Source organism: Shewanella sp. CG12_big_fil_rev_8_21_14_0_65_47_15, from assembly GCF_002783505.1.
Classification (GTDB): Bacteria; Pseudomonadota; Gammaproteobacteria; order Enterobacterales; family Shewanellaceae; genus Shewanella.
Genome location: NZ_PFGL01000017.1, coordinates 49,625 through 75,824 on the forward strand (window position 1 = coordinate 49,625; position 26,200 = coordinate 75,824).

The 26,200-nt window shown below is 47.6% G+C and carries 12 protein-coding genes and 1 pseudogene; 9 read left to right on the forward strand and 4 right to left on the reverse strand.

What is annotated here, in order from left to right:
* The first annotated feature begins 10 nt into the window (after positions 1–10).
* The 5 genes from aceF to COW15_RS04435 all read left to right on the forward strand — a co-directional run bounded on the left by aceF (position 11) and on the right by COW15_RS04435 (position 12,727).
* Positions 11–2,014, forward strand: a complete 2,004-nt coding sequence (gene aceF, locus COW15_RS04415; protein WP_293630398.1) for a dihydrolipoyllysine-residue acetyltransferase — start codon at positions 11–13, stop codon at positions 2,012–2,014.
* A 149-nt stretch (positions 2,015–2,163) separates the two neighbouring features.
* Positions 2,164–3,591: a dihydrolipoyl dehydrogenase gene (lpdA, locus tag COW15_RS04420; protein ID WP_198781247.1), complete on the forward strand. Its 1,428-nt coding sequence runs from the start codon at positions 2,164–2,166 to the stop codon at positions 3,589–3,591.
* Positions 3,592–3,730: 139 nt separating this feature from the next.
* Positions 3,731–8,191: an EAL domain-containing protein gene (locus COW15_RS04425; protein WP_293630399.1), complete on the forward strand. Its 4,461-nt coding sequence runs from the start codon at positions 3,731–3,733 to the stop codon at positions 8,189–8,191.
* 78 nt (positions 8,192–8,269) lie between these two features.
* Positions 8,270–10,486 (forward strand): patatin-like phospholipase family protein, encoded by a 2,217-nt coding sequence (locus COW15_RS04430; RefSeq protein ID WP_293630400.1) that lies wholly within the window; start codon positions 8,270–8,272, stop codon positions 10,484–10,486.
* 198 nt (positions 10,487–10,684) lie between these two features.
* Entirely contained in the window at positions 10,685–12,727 is a 2,043-nt protein-coding gene (locus COW15_RS04435; protein WP_293630401.1) for a M13-type metalloendopeptidase, read from the forward strand.
* A gap of 117 nt (positions 12,728–12,844) precedes the next feature.
* Here COW15_RS04435 and hxpB read toward each other — a convergent pair whose 3' ends face one another.
* Positions 12,845–13,504 carry a hexitol phosphatase HxpB gene (hxpB, locus tag COW15_RS04440; protein ID WP_293630402.1) on the reverse strand — a complete coding sequence of 220 codons (660 nt, stop codon included), beginning with the start codon at positions 13,502–13,504 and terminating at the stop codon, positions 12,845–12,847.
* 436 nt (positions 13,505–13,940) lie between these two features.
* Between hxpB and acnB the strand changes: the two genes are divergently transcribed.
* Entirely contained in the window at positions 13,941–16,538 is a 2,598-nt protein-coding gene (gene acnB, locus COW15_RS04445; RefSeq protein WP_293630403.1) for a bifunctional aconitate hydratase 2/2-methylisocitrate dehydratase, read from the forward strand.
* Between the two features lie 160 nt (positions 16,539–16,698).
* Here the strand turns inward: acnB and rsd are convergent, their stop codons facing one another.
* A complete protein-coding gene (gene rsd / locus COW15_RS04450; RefSeq protein WP_293630404.1) occupies positions 16,699–17,184 on the reverse strand; it encodes a sigma D regulator in 486 nt (161 codons plus the stop codon).
* 459 nt (positions 17,185–17,643) lie between these two features.
* Between rsd and hemE the strand changes: the two genes are divergently transcribed.
* From hemE to COW15_RS04465, 3 genes are all read left to right on the forward strand, one after another.
* Complete coding sequence (hemE, locus tag COW15_RS04455) at positions 17,644–18,708, forward strand: uroporphyrinogen decarboxylase (protein ID WP_293630405.1); 1,065 nt, start codon at positions 17,644–17,646, stop codon at positions 18,706–18,708.
* Positions 18,709–19,124: 416 nt separating this feature from the next.
* Complete coding sequence (locus COW15_RS04460) at positions 19,125–21,704, forward strand: EAL domain-containing protein (protein WP_293630406.1); 2,580 nt, start codon at positions 19,125–19,127, stop codon at positions 21,702–21,704.
* 75 nt (positions 21,705–21,779) lie between these two features.
* A complete protein-coding gene (locus COW15_RS04465) occupies positions 21,780–22,583 on the forward strand; it encodes an SDR family oxidoreductase (protein WP_293630407.1) in 804 nt (267 codons plus the stop codon).
* Here the strand turns inward: COW15_RS04465 and COW15_RS04470 are convergent.
* Both COW15_RS04470 and COW15_RS04475 read right to left on the reverse strand, forming a co-directional pair.
* Positions 22,580–22,801, reverse strand: a pseudogene (locus tag COW15_RS04470) (hypothetical protein). The gene COW15_RS04465 and the pseudogene COW15_RS04470 overlap by 4 nt on opposite strands.
* A gap of 60 nt (positions 22,802–22,861) precedes the next feature.
* A complete protein-coding gene (locus COW15_RS04475) occupies positions 22,862–26,074 on the reverse strand; it encodes an ImpA family metalloprotease (protein WP_293630408.1) in 3,213 nt (1,070 codons plus the stop codon).
* Positions 26,075–26,200: the final 126 nt, after the last annotated feature.

Here is a 26,200-nt window from a genome sequence, read left to right on the forward strand (position 1 = left end):
GGCAATAAAAATGGCTGAATTAAAAGAAGTTTTTGTTCCTGATATCGGCGGCGATGAAGTGCAAGTGATCGAAATTTGTGCCGCTGTGGGCGATACCCTCGCGGCCGATGACTCGATTATTACCGTCGAAAGCGACAAGGCGACTATGGATATTCCAGCGCCTTTTGCCGGTGTGTTAGCCGAATTGAAAGTGGCTGTGGGCGATAAAGTCTCCGAAGGGACTTTGATTGCTATGATGCAGGCAGCGGGCGCGGCAGCCGCGGTTGCCGCTCCTGCGGTTGCACCTGCCAAAGCGGCTGAACCAGCGCCAGTTCAGGCGGCTCCAGTTGCGCCAGCTTCTGCTCCAGTAGCGGCGGCATCGTCTGTTATTGAAGTGACTGTACCCGATATCGGTGGTGATACCGATGTATCGGTTATCGAAGTCTTAGTTGCCGTTGGCGATAAGATTGAGGTTGATAGCGGTTTAATTACCCTAGAAACCGATAAAGCGACCATGGACGTACCATCGCCATTCGCCGGTGTGGTAAAAGAAGTGAAAGTGGCTGTGGGTGACAAGGTTTCCCAAGGCTCATTAGTGGTTATGCTCGAAGTGGGCGGCGCAGCACCTGCTGTGGCAGCTCCACAAGCAAGCACACCAGCTCCTGTGGCTCAAGCCGCTCCAGCAGCGCCAGTTGCACCAGTAGCAACTGCGGCTCCTGTTGTTGCCGTAAAAGAAATCCAAGTGCCGGATATTGGCGATGCCAGCAATGTCGATGTGATCGAAGTTCTAGTGTCAGTCGGTGATATGATCACCGCCGATCAAGGTTTGATCACCCTTGAAACCGACAAAGCGACTATGGAAGTGCCAGCGCCATTCGCCGGTAAACTGCTGTCTTTGACTGTTAAAGTGGGTGACAAGGTTTCTCAAGGTAGTGTGATTGCCACCGTTGAAACGACGTCTACAGCAACAGCAAGTGCGCCAGCACCAGTTGCTCAAGCGGCGGCTCCTGCTCCAGTGAGCGCGGCGCCCGTTGCGGCCTCAACACCTGCAAGCCGTCCTCCTGTGCCACATCACCCAAGCGCAGGTACGCCTGTGTCTACCGGTGCGGTACATGCATCCCCTGCGGTACGTCGCTTAGCCCGTGAATTTGGGGTCGATTTGACCCAAGTGACAGGTTCAGGCCGTAAGGGTCGCATCATGAAGGAAGATGTGCAGGCGTATGTGAAATACGAACTGTCGCGTCCGAAAGCGACTGCGGCAACCTCAGTTGCAGCGGGTAATGGCGGCGGTCTGCAAGTTATTGCTGCGCCTAAAGTGGACTTCAGCAAGTTTGGTGAAGTGGAAGAAATTCCATTAAGCCGCATCCAGAAGATCTCTGGTCCTAACCTGCACCGTAACTGGGTAACCATTCCCCATGTGACTCAGTTCGATGAAGCTGATATCACTGAGATGGAAGAGTTCCGTAAGCAGCAAAACGATGCGGCGGCGAAGAAGAAGGCCGATTATAAGATCACGCCTCTCGTCTTTATGATGAAAGCGGTCGCTAAGACGCTGCAACAGTTCCCGGTGTTTAACTCGAGCTTAAGCTCTGATGGCGAATCACTGATCCAGAAGAAGTATTTCCATATCGGTGTAGCGGTTGATACGCCAAACGGTTTGGTTGTGCCAGTGGTGCGTGATGTGGATAAGAAGGGCATTATCGAGTTATCCCGTGAACTGGCCGATATCTCTATCCGTGCCCGTGACGGTAAGCTGAAATCCGCCGATATGCAGGGTAGCTGTTTCACTATTTCAAGTTTAGGTGGCATCGGCGGTACGGCGTTTACGCCTATCGTGAACTACCCAGACGTGGCGATTTTAGGTGTGTCTAAATCTGAAATTAAGCCTAAGTGGAATGGTAAAGAGTTCGAACCTAAATTGATGTTGCCACTGTCGCTGTCATACGATCACCGGGTGATCGATGGTGCTATGGCTGCACGCTTTAGTGTGACGCTGTCAGGAATTCTGTCCGATATTCGTACTTTGATTCTGTAAACAATTAAGGCTGCTCAATTTGAGTGGCCTTTTGTTTATTGTGATCGGTATCAAACACAGGTTAAAATGCGCCCACCTTACGCGCTGGCGCATTTTCGGTTGGCAGGATTGGTCTCCTCCAACGGATTGAATGAGAATTAGAGGAAAACATGAGTAACGAAATCAAAACTCAGGTAGTGGTTTTAGGTGCAGGTCCTGCTGGATATTCTGCGGCCTTCCGTGCGGCAGACTTAGGTCTACAAACCGTTATCGTTGAACGTTTTAGCACTTTAGGTGGTGTGTGTCTGAATGTGGGTTGTATCCCATCTAAAGCACTGTTACACGTCGCTAAAGTGATCGAAGAAGCCAAAGCCGTTGCCGCCCATGGTGTGGTGTTCGGTGAGCCAACTATCGATTTAGATAAGTTACGTGGCTTTAAAGAAAAAGTGATCAGCCAATTGACTGGCGGCTTGGGCGGCATGTCCAAGATGCGTAAAGTGAATGTGGTTAACGGTTTCGGTAAATTCACTGGCCCTAACACACTGGAAGTGACCGCTGAAGATGGCACTGTGACTGTTGTTCAGTTCGAGCAAGCGATCATCGCTGCGGGTTCTCGCCCAATCAAACTGCCATTTATTCCCCATGAAGACCCACGTATTTGGGATTCGACCGACGCATTAGAACTGAAAGAAGTTCCTGGCAAACTGCTGGTGATGGGCGGCGGTATTATCGGTCTAGAAATGGGTACTGTGTATTCATCTTTAGGCAGTGAAATCGACGTGGTTGAAATGTTCGACCAAGTGATCCCAGCGGCCGACAAAGACGTGGTTCGCGTATTCACTAAGCAAATCAAGAAGAAATTCAACCTGATCCTCGAAACTAAAGTGACAGCGGTCGAAGCCCGTGAAGACGGTATCTACGTTTCTATGGAAGGTAAGAGCGCACCAGCAGAGCCAGTACGTTACGATGCAGTGTTAGTCGCTATCGGCCGTACGCCAAATGGCAAGCTGATCGACGCTGATAAAGCTGGCGTTAAGATTGACGAGCGTGGTTTCATCAACGTAGACAAGCAATTACGTACAAACGTACCGCATATCTACGCCATCGGTGACATCGTTGGTCAACCCATGCTCGCTCACAAAGGTGTGCATGAAGGCCACGTAGCGGCCGAAGTGATCGCTGGCATGAAGCACTACTTCGATCCAAAAGTGATCCCATCAATTGCATACACTGACCCTGAAGTGGCCTGGGTTGGTCTGACTGAGAAAGAAGCTAAAGAGCAAGGTATTGCTTACGAAACAGCGACTTTCCCATGGGCTGCAAGTGGTCGTGCTATTGCGTCAGATTGCTCTGAAGGTATGACTAAGCTGATTTTCGATAAAGACACTCACCGCGTGATCGGTGGGGCTATCGTTGGTGTTAACGGTGGCGAGCTGTTAGGCGAAATCGGCTTAGCGATTGAAATGGGTTGTGATGCCGAAGATTTAGCATTAACCATTCACGCGCACCCAACACTGCATGAATCAGTGGGCTTAGCCGCTGAAATGTACGAAGGTTCTATTACTGATTTGCCAAACCCAAAGGCAAAGAAAAAGTAATTTAGCTGTCGATTAAAAAAGCGCTCATTTGAGCGCTTTTTTATTGCCTGTATTTTTTTGTAACTTTTATGTAAACAAGCGGATGAATTGATAGAGTTGAACTGCTAGAGTAAGAATACGGTACGAAGTAAGTCGTCAAATGAAAATAATAATAACTAGAACACTTCTGACATGTTTCATCCTTTTGTTTACTAGCCTAAATACAGTTTGGGCCAGTGGCTTAGTGCAGCGTGTCTTTACTGATAGGGACGGGCTCGAGGCGACCAGCATTCGGGCGTTAGCCCTCGATGATTATGGATTTGTTTGGGCGGCAACTGAACAAGGTTTGTATCGGGTCAGTAATTCGAAGGTGCGACGCATCGATAAAATTGGTACCGAATTACGTCTTACGGATGATTTTATTACCTCTGTGGTTAATATCGATCGCGATCAATTATTGGTTAGTACCAATGCAGCGGTTTACCTTTACGATATCGTTGACAACCAATTTATGGCCTTTGGCTCGTCTAATTTGTTTCCACATTTTCCGGGGGGAGCACTGGTATCTGCGGCCAGAAAGGATGGCCAAACATGGCGGTTGTTGATTGATAACGGTCAGCTTTATGAGTTTTCTCCTTCGGATTCAACACTGCAACTTATCACCCAGTTGCCCGTTAATCGCGACCTTCCTTGGCGTAAATTACTGGTGATGCCCAATGGGCAAATGCTGGTCGCTGGGCAGTTGCAACTCGTACTCCTCGGTAACAAGGGGGAGCGGTTGTTCCAATATCCTTGGACCGAATCTATGGGCAGCATTTTCGATATGCTAGCGGATTCAAAACAGCGCATTTGGGTTGCGACTGGACGTGGTGTCTATCAACTTGACCCCCTAGCCCGGCAAATTACCTCCGTTGCTGAATTACCCGATTGGGGTACTGCCATCATTGAAGATCCGCAGGGAGATCTTTGGGTTACCAGTCGGGTAGGCCTATTAAAGTGGTCACCCAAGACGCGACAGATTGAAAATTATCAATCTGAGATAAAGGCTGAGGCCAATATGGAAATCCTTAAGGCCATGTTGTTTGATGACTCTGGCCTAATGTGGGTTGGAGGCTCGGGTGATGGATTGGCACTCTTAGCCTCAAAGCCGGAATTTATTCTCGATACTTTTACTGAGGATCAGCCCTATGCATTGAGCGATGCGATGACCTGGTCTGTGCATGCGGCCGATGAAGGTCTTTGGCTCGGTTCCTCAAACTTAACATTGATTGCTAAGGGAAGTGATAAAGCGATCGAGGTCCCGATTGAAGGCTTAAGTTCCCATGAAAGTATTTATAGTATCAATGAGTTAGGTGATAGATATTTGCTTGTGTCGACCACGAATGGGCTCTTTGTGGTCGATAAACAAACCCTGTCAGGGGACAGTTTTGCCGAGTGGGCTGGTGGCAAGGATGAACTCAAAAATAAAGTTATTTATAAAACCTATAACGATCCTCTACTTAAGGGGCGTGTTTGGATTGCAACATCGACGGGGCTCTATTTTTGGGAATTAGGCTTAAGGGAGCCACAACCTTTTAATATTGATAAATCTGTCAGTGATGGCCCCAAACGGCCAACCATTCGCACCCTTTACCGTGCATCTGATGGCAAATTATGGGTCGGCGGTAAAAAAGTCTTTGGCTATATCGATGGTCAAAATGAGTTCCATAATCAAATGGGCTTATTTAGTGCCTTAGCTTCAGCGCCGACTGTGAGTCATTTGGAGGAAATGTCACCCGGGGTGATGTGGTTTGGTACCTATGAAAAAGGCTTATTTGAATACCAGCAACTGACGGGGAAGCTAACTTCGTTAACCTCCCTGTGGCAAGTTAATTGTAGTTCAGTGTTTTTTATCCAAAAAACACCTAAGTCTAACCTCGTAGGCTGTGCCGATGCTTTGGTGCGACAGGATATCCAAACTGGCGACATTGCCATGTTTAATCAGCTCGACGGTTTGATTTCCGACGAGTTAAATGAAGGAACTTATTTCTACTCACCAAAAACAGGCTTTTATGTAGGTACGCCCGAAGGGGTTATGCACTTGGATGTGGATAAGCTGGCTAACCGTATTACCGACGACCATATGATGCTCGAGTCTGTTTCCGTTTATTACGATAACGCCACCGAAGTGTCATTACTGCCAAAGCCTATGATGACCATCAAGCCCGATGCCAATATGGTGAGCTTGCAGATCACCAATTTAGATTATCTTGATGATTCTCCAATTAAATTTAAGTATCGTTTACGCTATCAAGGTGAAGAGAGCAATTATGTTTTGCTGCAAGGCGAGTCGCAGATCAACCTCGCGGGTTTGGCCGCAGGGAAATATGTTTTAGACATATTGAGCCAAACCAATGGAGTGTGGTCCGATAAACCCTTTTCCTATCCTTTCTCTGTCGAGCAGCATTGGTGGTTAACGAAAGAATTTAAAGGTGTGTTGCTGCTACTCTTTTCTATTATTGTGCTGAGCTTAGCTTGGTACCGGCAACGGCAAGTCCGCACTTTTATGAATATGAACCAAGCGCTCACCGAGAGCGATGACCGCCTTAGGCAGTCTTTGCGCGGCAGTGATTCCGATCTGTGGGAGTGGCATAAAGATACTCAGTGTTTTTATCTGGATAATCGGGGAGCGGTGCTGGGCAGCCATGCCAATGAAATTGTGGTTCCGCTCGAGGAGCTACCCATGCATCCACAGGATAAAGAGCAGACCCTCGCGCAGTGGAATAGCATGTTAGCGGGGGAACAGGACCGTTTCGAGGCCGAATATCGTTACCAGCGTAAAGATGGGGGTTGGGGTTGGTTAAGGGTCAGGGGACGTCCTGTGGCTCGTAATAAGCAAACCAATGAGATTGAACGAGTTGCCGGTATTTATAGTGATATCACAGTGCAGCGTCAGCTTGAAGATGAAGTGAATTTACTTGCTCAAGCCTTTGAAAATACGTCGGAAGGCGTGTTGATTTTAGATGCCGATGAAAATATTCGAGTTGCGAACCATGCTGCGCAGCATATTATCGGCACTGAACAAACGGATTTAGTCGGACAGTCATTTTCCCAATTTGTGCAAATGAAGGATGGTCTCTCTACCGAAGTGGCTCAACTCCTTGGGCAAGATACCTCTTGGACGGGAGAGCGGGAGTTAATGGGGCAGAATGGATTGCTGTACCCCGTATGGCTCAATGTGTCGGTGATGCGCTCGGCCCATGAAAATGTAGTTCACTATGTGGTGGTATTTTCTGATATTACAGAGCGAAAACGCACCGAAGCCGATTTGCGACGATTGGCAAATTATGATGTGCTGACGGGATTATCCAATCGATCTTTGTTTTCGAGCCGTTTGTTACAGTCGATACAGGTGGCACAGGAAACGGGCGATAAGCTCGCATTATTATTCCTCGACCTCGATAGATTTAAGCATGTTAATGATTCCTATGGGCATAGCATGGGGGATGCCTTGTTGGTGGAGGCCTCTAATCGTCTTCAATCATGCATAGGGAGTGAGCATTTACTTTGTCGGTTTGGCGGCGATGAGTTTGTTATCCTATTGAAAAACGCTGATAGTTTAGATGAGATCAATCATTTAGCCGAACGGCTGTTAGACCAAATAAAGGCTCCCTTTAAACTGTTTGGCCGTGAGTTTTATATTTCGACTAGTATAGGGATCAGTATATGGCCCGACGATGCGGTGCAGCCCGAGGCCTTTATCAAGAACGCCGACCTTGCCATGTACCACGCCAAGGAGGAAGGACGGGGTAATTTTAAATACTATTCATCGGAGCGTAATACCCAGGCGCTATATCATTTACGCCTAGAGGCCGATCTACGCAAGGCCATAGAGCGGGAAGAGTTTGAACTCTATTATCAACCGCAAATTGATATTCTACGCGGTGATAGGTTTATCGGAATGGAGGCCTTGATCCGTTGGCGGCATCCGAAGGAAGGATTTATTCGCCCTGATATTTTTATTAAGGTGGCGGAAGCCTGTGGTTTGATTGTGGAGATCGATCGTTGGGTGTTACGCCAAGCCTGTGTGCATGGGGCTAAATGGGCGAAAACTTATGCTGAACCATTTAAATTATCGGTCAATATATCGGCGATTCATTTCCGTCAACCCGATTTTATCGAGGGTGTAAAACAGATACTTACAGAAACTCAGATGCCAACCTCATACCTAGGGCTTGAAATTACCGAAGGGGTATTGATGAAAGAGTTGCAGGTGGCAAAGAGCCATTTAACGCAATTAAAATCCCTCGGTATCGAAGTCGCTATCGATGATTTTGGCACTGGTTATTCTTCTCTGGCCTATTTGCGCCATTTTGACGTGAATACCTTAAAAATTGACCGTTCATTTTTGATTGATATTGCGACTAACTCCGCCGATCAGGCCATTGTCAGCAGTATTATTGAATTAGCACGTAACCTAAAACTGAATGTGGTTGCCGAAGGGATTGAGACCGTGGAGCAGTTGGAGCAGGTCTTTAGTCGAGGATGTTATATTATCCAAGGTTACTATTTTGCCAAACCTATGTCTGTGAGTGATTTTGAACATTATTTAGTGACAGATAATCAAGCCGAGTCGATTTAGATAAAATATGACTGACGGTTAAATAGATAAATTTGTTAATATTAACTCGAAATTTTATCCAATAAAAAGTAGCCAATCATGATGCGTAGAATACTCGCTTCTCTCTTTTTATGTCTGTTCCTCTCCCCTCTAATTGCAGCCGAACGGCCTAAGATAGGGCTGGTTCTCAGCGGTGGTGGTGCCAAGGGAGCTGCCCACGTAGGAGTGCTCAAAATATTGGAAGAACATCATATTCCGGTCGATTACATTGCAGGTACCAGTATCGGTGCCTATGTCGCAGGCATGTACTCACTGGGGTACAGTGCGAGCGAAGTCGAAGCCATTATGATGGGGGTCAATTGGGACAGCGGCTACTCGGATACTATTCCGCGCAATGTATTGAGCTACAGGGATAAACAGCTAAGGGATCGTTACAACATTCCACTGAACATTGGCTATAACGAAGGGGAAGTGAGGGCGCCTAGCGGTTTGCTACGGGGTCAGACCATGTCGCAGTTATTGCGACAATCAACGGATTTAGTGAATCAGTTCGGTCATTTTAATGAGTTAGCCATTCCCTACCGAGCGGTGGCGACCGACTTAGAAACCAGCTTACCGGTAGTGCTCGACCAAGGCAGTATAGTCAAGGCGATGCAGGCCTCTGCCACTGTACCCGGCGCGCTGCAACCTACCCAAATCGATGGCAAGCTGCTCGTCGATGGTGGTATTGCCAACAATATGCCCGTCGATGTGGTGAAAGCCATGGGCGCCGATATTATTATCGCCGTGGATATTGGTTCACCATTAGTTAAGAAAGACAAATTAGACAGTACGATTGCAGTGCTCGATCAGCTTTCCAACTTTTTGACCAATGCTAGCACCGAAAAACAAAAATTACTGCTGACAGATAAAGATGTGTTGATCCGCCCCGCGATCGATGCCTTAAGCACCACAGATTTTACTATCATGCCGCAGGCATTAACCTTAGGTAAAGAAGCCGCCAACGGCCAGCTTGATAAGCTGAGCAGTATGAGCGTGAGTCCCGAGGAATATGCTGCCTACGTCGCTGCCAAACAAGCCAAGGGCAAAGTGCTTATCGCTAATGTGAGCCATCCCATCCAGGAAATAGTGTTCGACAACCAGTCTAAGGTGAACCTCAATCTATTGAAGGAAGCCTTAGAGCTTAAAGCGGGGCAATCGGTCACTAAAGATGAGCTGAATGAAGCATTAAAACGCATTTACTCCCTCAATAAATTTGAGCGTGTCGATGCCGAATTTGTTGACGGTGAACACGGCCGCATACTCACAGTGACCACTAAAGCGAAATCCTGGGGCCCTAATTATTTCCAACTGGGCTTTAATTGGGAGGATGACTTTAGTGCTGATTCGGCTATCACTTTTGATACGGCTTACACTATGACGGATCTCACCCGCAACGGTGGCGAGTGGCGTAATGAAGTTAAGCTCGGATTTGAAAAATTATTTGCCACTGAGTTCTATCAACCTTTGGATAGGGATCAGGAGTTTTATAGCCGCGCGCGTTATCAATACGATACCCAGAGTTGGAACCTATATGACAATAACAATCGCGTCTTTGATTTCGATAAGCGGACCCATACTATCGAACTCGGTATGGGTTATAACCTTATCCTGCAGGGCATAGTTGAGCTTGGGCTAGTGGCGGAGAAAGGTGTGATAGTCAACGATGCTTGGCTCACTGAGGATTTTGATTTCAGCTCCTTCGGCGCCTATTTTAAATTTGGTTACGATAGTTTAGATAGCATCAGTTTCCCCACATCGGGGAATCGTGTCACCTTAAACGTCTATGTGCGCAATGAAGATTTCGACGATATTGTCGACAATAATGAAAATGAATACAGCGTGCAGATTGAAGCCGACTGGAAAGGGGCATTGAGTGTGGGCAACCATGCTTTTGTGGGTAAAGCCTCACTTGGTACCAATAACAATGATGGTGTCAATACGCTGCATCTCTCCGAGTTAGGTGGTTTCTTAAACCTTTCGGGTTACCACAAAGATTCACTGAGTGGTTCACATAAAATCTTTGGTGCCTTTATCTACCAGTACGACTTGGGGCGTGATGCCTTAGGTATGACGGATTATCCTTTATACCTAGGTTGGAGTTTAGAGGCGGGAAATGTTTGGTATGAAAGGTCCGACGTCAGTCTATCCGATCTTATCTATGCCTCGAGTTTGTACATAGGCACAGATACATCCATGGGGCCGGCAGCGCTGGGTTTCGGGATCACAGATATGGGTGATAAATCCTTCTATTTATTTGTAGGTAAAGCCTTTTAGGCAATGACTTAGCCGCAGCTAATCAACAAGGGCATGACTAAACTCATGCCTTTTTTCGTCATAGTGCTGACAATAAGCTCTAAAATAGTCACTAAAATGTCATATCCTTTTACAAAATCCTGCTACTGCGGGGCAGGGCAAGATGCTAAGGTTTTGCGGGAAAATCAATAACACACTCAACGGAAGCTGGGGAAAACAATGAAGAAAATTAGCACACTGGCTCTGGGGATCGCCCTGAGTTTAGGTTTAGCCGCTTGCAGCAGCGAGCCTAAAACGGAAGTCGCCGCGGTTTCTGGCATTGAATTACAAAATTTTGATGCCTCAGTTCGCCATCAAGACGATTTCTATTACAGCGTCAACGGTAAGTGGTTAGCGAATACGCCCATTCCTGCCGATAAATCCAACTACGGTGCATTCTCTGTGCTCTACGATCAGAGCCAAGATGCATTGAAAAAGATCATCGATGAAGTGGCCGCGAAAAAGAATCCAGCGGCGGGCTCTAATGAGCAGAAGATCGGTGACTTTAATGCCAGCTTTATGAATACCGAACTGCTGGAAACCTTAGGTGTTACCCCACTTAATCGGTTATTAAATGATATCGCCAGCGCGAAAAGCCACGCCGATTTACCCGCAGTCATGGGTAAGTTACTCACCAGCGGTGCTAGCATTCCCTTTGGTTTTTTTGTTAACAATGACGCGAAAAATTCGACCCAATATGCGGTGTATTTAAGCCAATCGGGCCTCACACTGCCGGATCGTGATTACTACCTTAAGGATGATCCTAAGTTTGCCGCTAATCGCCAAGCGATGGCGAAGTATGTCACCGATATACTGACCGAGGCGGGTTATAAGGACGCCAAGCGAGCGGCCAAAAACGTGGCGGAGATCGAATTGATGCTGGCGCAAAGCCAGTGGAGCCGCGTTGAATCCCGTGATGCGAATAAGGCTTATAACAAGCGCGATCGCGCTGAACTCCAACAGTTAACGGGCAAGTTCGATTTTAATGCCTTCGCCGCGAATGCGGGTTTTGGCGACAAAGTCACTGAAGTGGTTGTGCGTCAACCTTCCTATTTTGAAAAACTTGGGGCAAATTTTGATGCCTTCCCCGTTTCGGCGTGGCAGGATTATCTCGCGTTCCACTTAGTCGACAGTTATGCCGAACTGCTGAGCAAAAACTTTGTCGATTTGAACTTCGCTTTTAAGAGCAAAACCTTAATGGGGATCGAAGAGCAACAACCTCGCTGGAAAAAGGCCGTCGATGGCGCCGACCAAGTGATAGGTGAGCTAGTGGGCGAGGAATACGTTAAGCAATACTTCAAGCCAGAAGCTAAAGCTCGTATGGAAACCATGATCAAAAACCTGATCAAAGGGTTTGAGGTCAGCATCAATGAGCTCGAGTGGATGACGCCCGAAACCAAAGTTGCCGCCCAGGAAAAACTGGCTAAATTCACCTATAAAATCGGCTATCCAGATAAGTGGAGAGATTACTCGGGTTTAGCGATCAAATCCGATGAGCTGGTGGGTAACTATATGCGTTACGCCCAGTTTGAATATCAAGACATGATCAACAAGCTCGGCAAGCCTATCGATCGTACCGAGTGGGGCATGACGCCGCAAACGGTCAATGCTTATTACAGCCCAGTGAAAAACGAAATCGTGTTCCCTGCCGCTATTTTGCAGCCACCCTTCTTCAATATGGATGCCGACGATGCGGTGAACTACGGTGGTATCGGTGCCGTGATCGGCCATGAAATCAGCCATGGTTTCGATGATCAAGGCGCTAAGTACGATGGTGACGGTAACCTGCGTGACTGGTGGTCGGACAAAGACCGCGAAGAGTTCCAAAAACGCGGCAAACAGCTTTCGGCTCAGTATTCTGGCTATGAAGCGCTGCCGGGTAAATTCGTTAACGGTGATTTGACCCTAGGGGAGAACATCGGCGACTTAGGTGGCTTAACCGTGGCTGCGCGCTCTTATCTGATGAGCTTAAACGGCAAGCCAGCGCCTGTGATTGACGGTTTAACGGGCGAGCAGCGTTTCTTTGTCGGTTGGTCGCAAGTTTGGCGCCGTAACTACCGCGATGAAGAACTGGGACGTCGTTTACTGACCGATCCCCATTCACCTAGCCACTACCGTGCAATGGGTACGCCACGTAATCTCGAAGCTTTCTATAAAGCCTTCGAAATGAAAGAGGGCGATAAGATGTATTTAGCGCCTGAGGACAGGGTTAAAATCTGGTAACAGATTGAGTTAAAAGTAAAAAGCCAGACAATATCTGGCTTTTTACTATATGGATGCATGCAACTCTACTACTGGGATAATCATTTTTGCGCCTAGAATCTAGAATCTAAAGTAGGCTTACGCCGTTAACACCTCGGGTAATGCGAGCAAAGTGTCTGTTTGATGATGTGCAATCACCCATTTAGCTTCATCCCTCTGTTCTGCGGCGGGAATAGCGACGGTTTGCATATTGGCGGCGCGGGCGGCGATCAAGCCGTTAAAGGAGTCTTCGATGGCGAGGCAAAAGCGGGGATCGACACCTAGAGCTTTAGCGCAGTTTAAATAGACTTCAGGGTGAGGTTTGCCGTAGGTAAGATGTTCGGCCGATTCTATCGCCATAAATGTTTCACTAAGCTCTAACCTAGTTAATACGGCTTGGATAATGGTATTTGGGGATGATGTGGCTAAGCCAATTTTTAACCCCAGAGTTTGGCAATGGGTAATCGCCTCATGGACACCTAACATAGCTTCGCCACTAACCAGAATTTCCGCCGCGACTTTATCAACAATCGCCTGGCTGACCTTGGCGTTGTCGTAGTTTGTCCAAGGGGCTTTGTGATACCAATAATCGACACATTGGTCGATACGTAAGCCCGTGGTCTGTTGAATCGTTTCTATGGTGACTGGGACTCCGAGTGCCGATAGCACTTCATACTCGACCCGCTGCCATAGGGGTTCAGAATCGATTAAAACGCCATCCATATCAAAAATGACGGCTTGAACATTTAGGATTGTCATTGGTACTCCGATGGGCGGGGATAGAATCACTTAGCAATGCGATAAATTGCGTTTGAGTGTAAGTTTTTGCACTGCATCTTAAAAGTCAAAATCCACAAAGTTGAGAAATATTTACGCATATTTAAGCCACAGAGCTGAAAAATTCTTGTTTGATTTCAAATTTGTGAAAACATGTTAACTATTTGTGTTGTATGGTTTTTTATCTGTTTTCAAACTATTGTCTAATTTCCCTTGTTTTATTCTTCCCGTATGTTGGGCATCGCCGCCGGATTTAGCCCTTATTTCGTCCTTCGTCGAGTGTGAGCTGATTCATACTTTTGCAAAGCTGTAGTATACTGCAGGCCGGAAATACGGGTCGATCATGTCGGACTGTCAGCTTCAATAAAGAAGACGTGCAGTTTCGTTGTTAGAGCGCCAAACAAAGAGGAATGTTGCCGTGCTAGAAGCATATCGTAAACACGTCGCAGAACGTGCTGCAGAGGGCGTAGTCCCTAAGCCATTAGATGCACATCAAGTGGCTGAACTGGTTAAATTGGTTCAAAATCCACCCGCAGGTGAAGAGGCTTTCGTTCTCGACCTGCTCGAAAATCGAATTCCCCCCGGTGTTGATGAAGCCGCTTATGTTAAAGCTGCTTTCTTAGATGCAGTGGCTAAAGGCACTGTTGCTTCACCTATTCTATCTGCTGAGCGTGCTACCGAGTTATTAGGTACTATGCAAGGCGGCTATAACATCGAACCTCTGATTGCGCAGCTCGACAATCCCGCGCTCGCACCATTGGCCGTTAAAGCCCTCGCTCATACTCTACTGATGTTTGATTCTTTCCACGATGTGGTTGAGAAGATGGAAGCGGGTAATGAGTTTGCTAAGCAAGTGGTTGAAGCTTGGGCAAATGCCGATTGGTACTTAAGCCGTCCAAAACTTGAAGAGAAAGTGACGCTGACAGTATTTAAAGTCTCAGGTGAAACCAACACCGACGACCTGTCACCTGCACCTGATGCTTGGTCACGCCCCGATATCCCATTGCACGCGTTAGCTATGCTGAAAAACGCCCGTGATGGTATTGAGCCTGACGTTGCTGGCGCCGTTGGCCCAGTGAAAAAAATCGAAGCGTTAAAAGCACAAGGTTTCCCATTAGTATATGTGGGCGACGTTGTGGGTACGGGTTCATCACGTAAATCGGCCACTAACTCAGTGCTGTGGTTTATGGGTGATGATATTCCATTCGTACCCAACAAACGTGCTGGCGGTTTCTGCCTTGGCGGTAAAATTGCACCGATTTTCTTCAACACTATGGAAGATGCCGGCGCACTGCCTATCGAGCTCGACGTGAGCAAGATGGAAATGGGCGATGTTATCGACATTTACCCATACGCTGGTGTGGTTAAGCGCCACAGTAGCGATGAAGTGATTTCAGAATTTAGCCTGAAAACTGACGTACTGTTAGACGAAGTGCGTGCGGGTGGTCGTATTCCTTTGATCATTGGCCGTGGTCTAACCGACAAAGCCCGTGATGTATTAGGTTTACCTGCATCTGATGTATTCGTGCGCCCACAGGATGTCGTTGATTCTGGTAAGGGTTATACCCTAGCACAGAAGATGGTCGGTAAGGCATGTGGTGTAGCTGGCGTGCGTCCTGGCCAATACTGCGAACCTAAGATGACCTCTGTCGGTTCACAGGATACTACTGGTCCTATGACCCGTGACGAGCTGAAAGACTTAGCCTGTTTAGGTTTCAGTGCCGATTTGACTATGCAGTCATTCTGTCACACCGCGGCTTATCCAAAGCCAGTGGATGTGAACACCCATCATACTCTGCCAGATTTCATCATGAACCGCGGTGGTGTATCACTGCGTCCAGGTGATGGTGTTATCCACTCATGGCTAAATCGTATGTTACTGCCCGATACCGTTGGTACCGGTGGTGACTCACATACCCGTTTCCCTATCGGTATTTCATTCCCTGCAGGTTCTGGTCTAGTAGCGTTTGCTGCGGCGACGGGCGTTATGCCACTCGATATGCCTGAATCAGTATTAGTGCGCTTTAAGGGTAAGATGCAACCCGGCATCACCTTACGTGATCTAGTGCATGCTATCCCATTAAAAGCCATCGAAATGGGCCTGTTAACCGTTGAGAAGAAAGGTAAAGTGAACATCTTCTCTGGTCGCGTACTGGAAATCGAAGGCTTAGAAACTCTGAAAGTTGAGCAGGCATTCGAACTGTCTGACGCGTCTGCAGAGCGCTCTGCAGCGGGTTGTACTATCAAGTTAGACAAAGAACCTATCATCGAATACCTGAACTCAAACATCATCATGCTGAAGTGGATGATCGCTGAAGGTTACGGCGATCGTCGTACGATTGAACGTCGTATCAAAGGCATGGAAGAGTGGTTAGCGAATCCTGAACTGATGAGTGCCGATAAAGATGCCGAGTACGCTGCAGTTATCGAAATCGACCTAAACGACATCAAAGAGCCAATCCTGTGTGCGCCGAACGATCCTGATGATGCAGTACTGCTGTCATCTGTTGCGCAAACAAAGATTGACGAAGTGTTCGTCGGTTCTTGTATGACCAACATTGGTCACTTCCGCGCAACCGGTAAGATGCTGGACAAGTTCGCTAAAACTCTGCCAACCCGTCTGTGGATTGCACCACCGACTAAGATGGACAGAGATCAGCTGACCGAAGAAGGCTACTATGCGATTTTCGGTCGTGTAGGCGCGCGCATCGAGATCCCAGGTTGTTCATTGTGTATGGGTAACCAAGCACGTGTGGCCGAAGGTTCGACTGTGGTATCGACTTCAACCCGTAACTTCCCGAACCGTTTAGGTACAGGCGCTAATGTCTACCTAGCTTCTGCGGAATTAGCGGCGGTTGCTGCGCTATTGGGTCGTCTGCCGACGGTTGAAGAATATCAAGCATACGCTAAAGAGTTAGACGCGACTGCGGCTGACACTTACCGTTACTTGAACTTCGATCAAATCGATTCCTACACTAAAAAAGCCGCGGAAGTGATCTTCCAATCCGCCGTGTAATCGATTGTCCTTAAGGTCATTTGATGTAAAAAGCCAGCGCCAGCTGGCTTTTTGTTAATGTAAAACAGTGAATAAACATCGAGAGAGGAACAAGAATAAACGAAAAACGATGTTATGCAGCGCACTCACACCAGTATGTGCGCCTTAGCATGGATGGGCATTATGCCTGTTGGGCTTGCTCTGAATAGTTGTTATGCAGTACTTCGAGGAGTTCGTCCTCAAGTTCAAAACGGGTTTCCATCGCCTGGGCCAACTCAGACAAATCTTTATCGAGTTGATACAGCACTTGGTCGTCCTGTGCTTCGGCGTATTTATCGTTGAAATCCAGTGCGATATTGGTCGTTGGGGTAATTTGGGGTAGCACTTGCTGAGCTAAGGTCTTGCTCGATTCACCAAATTTTTCGCAGTCGGTAACGACGCGATCATACACTTCAAAATGACCTTCGGAGACATAATCGACTAACAGATCACAGAAGGATTTTACATTGTCAAAGGAGGGGAGGGATTTCTCTGATTTAGTGTAGGGAGGTAAGCCGGCAATTTGGCAGTAATGCACTAACAGCTTGCGACGATTTTCTAGCCATTGATCTATAAGCTTATTTGAACCGCCCCACTTCTGTTCTGCTTTTTCGAGTTCTCTCAGCATGATGCATTCCATTTAAGTGCCCGGACATGCTTCTAATGTAGGGGAGAAACCGCTATTTGATCAACCCTTTTTATCGGGTTTTGCGAGAATAACCCGATGGACAAACCAGCTGTTTTGTATAAAAAAATACCGAAATAAAAAGCCCAACGATAGAAACCTATCGTTGGGCGAGTAACGTATATAGCAGGCTCGATGCGACGAGCTTCTTGATTGTTCTTGCTAGCGCAGACTTTTTATACCAAAGGCAGGGAACTGGCGCAACTTTTTTCTGTCCGAGTGTGACTTTGGCTCTGATTGCTAAACAGGGTGTTATCTGGTTAACATTTTAGCGCTAAGTGGTTAATTGGACACCAATGATGGGTATTAGCTCACATTAATTAGCTCATATTGGTTACATTATTCGCGTAAATGCTAAACTACCGACCCAGCGGATCTCAATAAGTCTAGGAATCAAGCCAAATGGCAGAATTAAAGAATGATCGTTATTTACGCGCCCTACTGAAACAACCTGTCGATATGACCCCCGTTTGGATGATGCGTCAAGCTGGCCGTTATCTCCCTGAATATAAAGCGACTCGCGCCCAAGCGGGCGATTTCATGTCTTTATGTAAAAACCATGAGCTGGCCTGTGAAGTGACCCTGCAACCCCTGCGTCGTTATGAGCTGGATGCGGCCATTTTGTTTTCCGATATTTTAACTGTGCCCGATGCTATGGGTTTAGGTCTGTATTTTGAGGCGGGCGAAGGCCCACGTTTTGAGCGCCCAACAGACACTATCGATGCGATTAAAAAGCTATCAATCCCAGATCCGGAAGATGAGCTGGGTTATGTAATGAAGGCCGTGAGCACTATTCGCCGCGAACTGAACGGCGCTGTGCCGTTGATCGGTTTCTCGGGTTCACCTTGGACGCTGGCCACTTATATGGTTGAAGGCGGTTCGAGCAAAACCTTCGAAAAAATCAAAAAAATGGCCTATGCCGAGCCCGCCGCGCTGCATATGCTACTCGATAAGTTAGCCGATTCTGTGACGTTATATTTGAACGCACAGGTGGCTAACGGTGCGCAATCTTTAATGATTTTCGACTCTTGGGGCGGCGCTTTGTCGCACTCGGCTTACCGCGAGTTTTCATTGCGTTATATGCAGAAGATTATCGATGGCCTGACTCGTTTTGCCGATGGCCGTCAAGTGCCTGTGACCTTATTCACTAAGGGCGGCGGTTTGTGGTTAGAAGCGATGGCAGAAACCGGCTGTGACGCCTTAGGTTTAGACTGGACTGTGGATATTGCCGATGCCCGTCGCCGTGTTGGCCATAAAGTAGCGCTGCAAGGCAATATGGATCCGTCAATGTTGTATGCGCCAATTCCTCGTATTGAAGAGGAAGTCGGTCACATTCTGGCGGGCTACGGTGAAGGTTCGGGCCATGTCTTTAACTTAGGTCATGGTATTCACCAGCACGTTGACCCAGAGCATGCGGGTGCCTTTATTAAGGCGGTTCATGCGCAATCGAAGCAATACCATAAGTAATCTTGGGTTTGCGAAACAGGCCCGCTTACGGGCCTGTTTTATGTCTGATATTTGAATTGATAGCGTTGGGAACTTCTCGTGAAGGTATCTTTATGGATCATCATATGCGGTGGTTTCTATAGTCTGCAAGCTTAATGCATCTTACTTTTAAATAACGACTTACATACCCTATATTCACATACTGATTATGTATGAATTATCTTGAAAAAATGTAAAATTCACAATCGGTTAATTTATAAATTTTATTTTTAAATCAAAGGTCTTGAATTGATTTAATTGTATGAAAATGTCTACTTTAGCAACGACTAAAGCTAAGTGATGTTTAATACTATTCGTAAATAAGCTATGTTGCATGGCGAAGGGAAAGATGATGCGAAGCCATCAGTCAATTTAGTCATAAAAAGCCGTGGTAAGAGATGCACATTGGCAAGAAAATATTGGTATTTATTGCGGGCTTTTGTCTTCCTGCGGTTGTTATTGTTTCCTATTGCCTTGGTTGTTGGTATGACCATCGTGTCGAATTATTGCGCCAAGACAGTGCTAACCGTGAGCTGGCGAATATCCAACAGCAATTCCAAATTGATGTCGACCGTTTAGCCTTTTTAACTAATATCTACGCTTTGCCGCTATCCCAGCTCGATGGGTCGCAACTTAACACCTTAGAATCCTCATGGCACTCCAGCTCAATGTCGGCCAATCTCAGTTGGTATATTCTCGCTGACGCTGAGTTACGCGCATTTTTCCCTAATGAGCGGCCTTTTGCTAGCGATAAACTGCAGGAAATTGCAAACGCCGTGACAGCCATAGGTAAACCGAGTGTTGCAGGAGCTTATTTGATTGGCAATCAAGCCTTTGTGGTGACGGCAGTCGCCTCTGCACCCAAGGAATATGTGTTGCTAATACGCCAACTGACACAGAATGATCTCTTAGAATATGCACAGGCCTCCTTGGTAACTAAGGTGACTATGAGCCACTCGGCCATAGCCGCAGCACACTCTGAAGGTACTCATAGCGATATCATTGAAATTCCAGGTCTTTTAAAGAACGAGCCTATCTATCTGCAGGTCTTTTTCTCCGACGGTCTGTTCCAAGCGGTAAAGTTTAGGCTCGACTGGGTATCCCTCAGCTTTATTCTGCTGGGGGTGTTTATTGTTGCCCTCGGTTATATTTGGCTTCGCAGGGGCCTACTAAAACCCTTTAAGCACCTTATGCAGCAATTGGCATTGGTCGATCCTATGGCCAGTGTGTATCGACCCGTAATGGCGGAGGGGAATCAAGAGTTAGAAGTGCTCGCGAGCCGTGTTAATAGCCTGTTGGCAAGAATTTTTCAGCAAAAAGAACGGGCTAAAATTACCTTAGAATCCATTGCCGAAGCCGTCATTTTGACCGATGTCGATGCTAAAGTGCTTTATATGAATGCAAAGGCCGAGTCGTTGCTGGGTGTGCTGAGTGCTGACGCCCTCAATCTGAGTCTTGGGAGTCTCCTAAAGGCCAGTGAGCCGCTCAATCAAGCGGTATTCAATTGTATTCGCCTCGGCGATTCGACTCCCCAGACTGAAAAAATTAAGTTATTAACCGCCTCACCGCGGATCATGGAGCGCAGTATCAGCAATGTGCGCAGTCATAATAAAGACATAGTCGGTACTGTGGTGGTACTGCGTGATATTACCCAGGAAGAGTTGCTTAAGCGTCAACTGCAGAGAAGGGCAAATATCGATAGCGTAACTCAGTTGCTCAATCGGCAAGCCTTTGAGGAGCGGCTCCCCCGTTTTGCTCATAATGCAAAGAGCATCGCCGTCTGTTACCTCGATTTAGAGCAGTTTAAGCTGATCAACGATAGTTGCGGTCATGCTGCGGGGGATCGTATGTTGGCTATGGTGGCAAAGGCGATGCAAGCTTGTCTTGGGCCAGGGGAGTTGTTGGCGCGTCTTGGTGGCGATGAGTTTGGGCTGGTGATGTGTAATCGTACGGCCTTATCTGTGGCGCAGCTTCTAAAGCAGGTGAGCGCCCAGGTGGCTCTGCAAGTGTTAACTGACAAAAATTGTCACTATAAAGTGGGTTTAAGCATAGGTGTCGCCTTTGGGCGCGCGCCTTTTATTGATGCCCAAGAACTCTTGAAGGATGCCGATATTGCCTGTATTGCCGCTAAGGCCAAGGGATCTAATCAAATCCATTTTTACGATGATAAGGATAAAGAACTCACCTATCAAAGGAATGCACCCAAGTGGGCGGTGAGGATTGCACAGGCGATTGAGGACAATGAACTGATCCTCTACTACCAGCCTATCCGTGGCCTAGGCGCTGGGCCTAAGCGTCAACGGATGGAGATTTTACTGCGTATCCAGGAGCCCTGTGGCCGTATTCTCGCTCCGGCACAGTTTATTGCCGCCGCAGAGCGCTTTAAGCTGATGCCTGAAATCGATAAAGAAGTGATCCGCAAAGCTTTTTTATGGTTGTCCCTGCACCCCGATCTTTGGCCTGATCATTGTATTTCGATCAACCTTTCGGGCAATAGTTTAGGTGCCGAAGGTATGGTGGAGTACATCGCTCAGCAGCAAGGTATCTTTGATATTCCAAGTCAATGTATTTGCTTTGAAATTACCGAAACCACCGCGATTCAGAATCGCCATCGTGGCATGGAAATGCTCAAACAGTTGCGTAAATTAGGTTTTTCATTCGCATTGGATGATTTTGGCAGTGGCTTTGCTTCCTATGGCTATCTGCGAGAATTGCCCGTGGACTATGTGAAAATTGACGGTTGCTTCGTTAAAAATCTCGCCGTGAATGCCAAGGACTATGCCATAGTCAAATCGATTCAGGATGTTTGCCGTGTAATGGGAATCGAAACTGTTGCTGAATTTGTTGAAAATCAAGATATTATCGATTGCTTGCAAAGTATAGGTATCAACTATGCGCAGGGTTACGCCATCGGCAGGCCGCAACCACTCGCTAACTATCGTGAACAATATGATATAGAAATCCCACAAAGTGCATAAGGGATTGCGCTTTTGGTATGATTATGACAGTTTACTTTAAAGCATAATTGACACACTAATAACAAGGGAATGGTTATGGATGGACTCACTGGTAAAGTCGTGGTTATCACGGGTGCCTCAGAAGGCATTGGCCGAGCGCTCGCGACGGCAATGGCACGTATTGGGTGCCAACTGGTGCTCAGTGCGCGCAATGAAACCCGCCTTGCTTCACTCGCCCTCGAAATTGCCAATTATGGCCCCACGCCCTTTGTATTTGCCGCCGATGTGACGAGTCCTGAGCAGTGTGAGGCACTGATCCAAGCGACTATTGCCCACTATGGCCGTCTCGATATCTTAGTCAATAACGCAGGCATGACCATGTGGTCACGTTTCGATGAGTTAACCCAGTTGTCTGTGCTTGAAGATATAATGCGAGTCAACTATTTAGGCCCTGCATATCTGACTCATGCCGCCTTGCCCTATTTAAAGGCTAGCAAAGGTCAGGTGGTGGTAGTGGCGTCAGTCGCTGGATTAACGGGCGTGCCGACGCGCAGTGGCTATGCCGCTTCTAAGCATGCTGTGATTGGTTTCTTTGATTCGCTGCGGATTGAGCTTGCGGATGATAATGTGGCCGTGACAGTGATTTGCCCCGACTTCGTCGTTTCACAAATTCATAAGCGCGCCCTCGACGGTGAGGGTAAGCCCCTCGGAAAATCTCCGATGCAGGAGTCGAAAATCCTCACCGCCGAGCAGTGCGCTAATATGATGTTACCTGTGATTGCGACCCGTGGGCGGCAGTTGATTACGTCTCTGCGCGGTCGCCTTGGGCGCTGGCTCAAACTGATCGCCCCAGGCTTAATCGATAAAATTGCCCGCAGGGCGATTGCCTCTGGACATTAGTGGTTATTGAGGTGTTTAACTATGGTTTGCTCGGCTTCGTTTTGGGTCGCTTTAGCTCCCTCAGTGAGAATATTAATCGTCGCTTTGTGGCCAGTGAGAACCTCTGCAATATGTAGTCAGTCGGGATGCCAGTAAAAATCCTGTCCCGAGGGTGTTTGCCAGTTGTGTACGCCGGACTTTTCGCCTCGATAAATAATGTCTTTAATTGAATAACCCATAGAAAACCCCTGATTTATTGTTTATTGCACTTAAGTTTCAGTGCCTTAAAGTCTAGAGTATTAAGGTTTAGCACATTGGCTAGGGGAGCTTGTACCTTTCCAAAGCGTACTGTCATCGCTCAGTGACAGCGGGATAAAGGTTAAACCTTGGCTCATATTCGCAGGCGGCAAATCGGTTTCGAGCTCATACATGCCCATGGGCATAGTCCCCGCCGTTGCATTGCTGGCCGTTTGCGCGGCCGCAAGGCTGGAGTAGCGCAGCCCCAGCATATCGAAATGGCTGCGCCAATCTTTACCTGTCAATTTGCTTAGGGAAACCAACATAAAGTCGTTGCCTGGAATGTCTCTAACCGTTTTACCACCGTAGACGCTGTGGCTATCGAAGGGGAACAAGTCAAAGCCCAGTTTGCTGCGGTTGGCTTCCCAGTCGCTGGCGTTATTGGCGTATTTACCGAAGATGCGGCTGTGCTGGTACAGCAGGGTGAAGATATTGAAGCCATTACTTAAAATTGTACCGTCACTGAGCGTTATGCCGTGGGCTTTTAGCGCCATTTGGATGTAAAACGCCATGCGATAACCGTTATGCACGGCATAGGCATTGCTGGCCCAGGGCGCTGTGTATCTGTCTTCACCAACATCTAGCACTTTGCAGTTGGCGCCAAAGACCACGCGCTTGCCACTGGTATCCGTGGTGCCCGCCGCATCGGACATAAACACATAGAAGAGATCCTTATGGTCCATATGACCATCGGTGATGCTGCTCGTGTTGCCGTCGCGCAGATAATGGGTTTTCCACTTCACTACATAGGGGAAGATGTTATTGGAGTTTTCCCCTGCGCGGCTGCCATAACCTGTCCAATTGTCGCTATTAGCCGCGGTGGCATATTGCACATTGAGGCGGTTAGTTTGCAGATTGTGGCCTAACTCATGGTTATCGCCCCAACCCGTTGGCGAGATATTCCATGCCGCATCCCAAGGGTTACCACTGCAACCGGCGCCGCAGTGGGCATTTTGATCGTAATTGGCGTGTTGAATAATAGTGCGGGTATGCAGATTATTATCGATGCAGTCATCGCCAAACAGCCCTCTGCAGGCTGACTCAACATCGTCGGGTAAGGATTCGCTTAAGCTTTTACCTTGGATCTTAAGTCCCGCTAGGGTGTAAACGCTGTTGATATGGTCATCGACAATACTGTTAAGAAGCGCGTTCACATCGGGTACATTGCCACCGATGGCATTCATAAAACGGTCGCGGCGCAAATGCTGCTCGGCACCATCGGTACGCAGATCCACATGGGGTAATTCGCTATTTTGAATGCGATCGTTAAAGGCCGCGACCTCGGCAGGATTGGAGAAATCCATAATGGTCGGATGTTTAGCCACATTTTGCGCATTCACATCGACACTGAGCGCGCCTTCGCTGCCACTGATATAGAGGTAAATTGGCCCACCATAGGGTGTTGAAAACTCAATACTTTGTCCTTTGGCGAGCTTTAGGCGCTGCTGTGTTAACTCTAGCGGCGCGCGATAAATATTTTGCTCATAGGCGCGGTTGGTATTACGTCTATGGTAGTTGAGCTTGATTTCCACGTTGGCATTGGTGTTATCTAAACGACTGAGCTTGATGGTTTGCCCTGGCAGGGCGTACCAGCCCGTGGTCGTCCATTGGCCTGTATAGGGCACACTAATGGTTTTACGCTCTGAAACCGTTGTAGGGTAAGCGTAGTGCGCATTGCTGCCCTGGCTCAGATTGGTCCTGTCGGTGACATACTCACCTAAGTCAGCTTGGGCTAAGTTATGAGTACGGGCATAGCTCACGGTCCAATCGGCAAACAGTGCCTGCTGCCACTGGGCGAACTCGCTGTAGGCTATGGGGTAATCAATCTCGCTACGGTATTTATCGGCGAGCAGTAAACCAGCCTTCATCAGTGGAAAATTTGTGTGACTAAAAACATCGATACTATTGCTATCTAAGGTTTCGGCATTACTGCGATACCAATCTGCGCCCGCTTTAAATGCCTCAACAAAGGCTGGGGCATTGCAGCTTAAGTAATTGCCTGTGCAGTCATTTAATACTTGAGTGTCAAAGCGCTGTTCTCGAAGGTTTGTCAGCAGTTTCTTAACATCCCCAAGGGTTTTATCTTCGGCCAGAATGGTGCTCACACTCAGATTGTCGGCATTGAGTTTGGACCAATAGTTGCCCGCGGTAGAAAGCCCCATTTCAAGATAAAGTGGCGACAGCAGTGGGCTTTCATTGCGCCAGTAGTTAGAGAGTAGCAAGGGAATACCCGCGGCTTTAGCCTTAGCGATGGCGGCCTTTATCCCCGCAAACCCCTGTGACTGACGGTCTATATCACTGATAATGATTAAATCTGGCTTTAGGGTATCGATACAGTTGCTTAACTCGCTGTAGTCACAGGTATTTGCCGCATTTATGCTATGGGCATCGGGGTAGTTGTTTGTCAGCCAAGTGCGGATCCCTTCGTTATGGGGAAAGTACCAACTGTCGGCTTTGCTCGGCATGTGGGCGGTCACTATGCTGAGGCCATCGGTTTTATCGGCGCCTTTGGTCAGCCAGCCTAAAAGATTTTTCAATAAAGTATCGGTTTGCGCCGAAGTGTTGACGGAAAATAGATTTCCTCCCATGGCCGCATATCTTTGCCCCTGTTGCTCGCTTGCCATTACTAGCCCGCGAACCGCGTTTGCACCACTGCCATCGACATTCGAGGGTAAGACAGTAAAAGTGTTTTCCGGCATAAAGCTCGAAAAGGTAATAGAGTCATGGGTCGGATGCCAACTAATGCTGCTACCGACACCTTGATAGAGCTGATTTACCTCGGCTTTACGTTTGATGTCGACATTAGCGAGTTCGGTGATGCTGAAATCAATTAACTCACCCGCACTGGCAAGCCTGTGGTCTTGGTGCTTAATGGCATTTTCGGCGTTAGCAATAAATGTCGGCGTGATAGTGCAATCTGCCGTTATGGCCGCAGTGGTGTAAGTTAGCGCATTGAGCGTGCCACCACAGCCTGTAATGGCCTCAAGCGTAAAGCCAGTATCGGCAGTAATGCTAAAGACGGCGCTTTTGCCTGACTCCACTTTTTGACTGCTTGGATCTAAGGCTCCGCCATTTACTGACACACTGCTGGTAATGTATTGCACCGGTGCGGGAGGTTGGACTGGCGGCTGAGTCGGTGGTGTGGTCGTGCCAGCCTCTTCTGAGTCACCACATCCACTAAGCAGTATGGCGATGCACAGCAGTCTAATCCTCATGGGGAGTCCTTGATATTTAGGTGTTTAACATTTGGTTGACATTGTATCTCGTTGCTCCAATTTTCAATAGAATTAATTATGTAATTTTATTGAAAATCATGATGTTATATTTGACGTTCGTCAAAA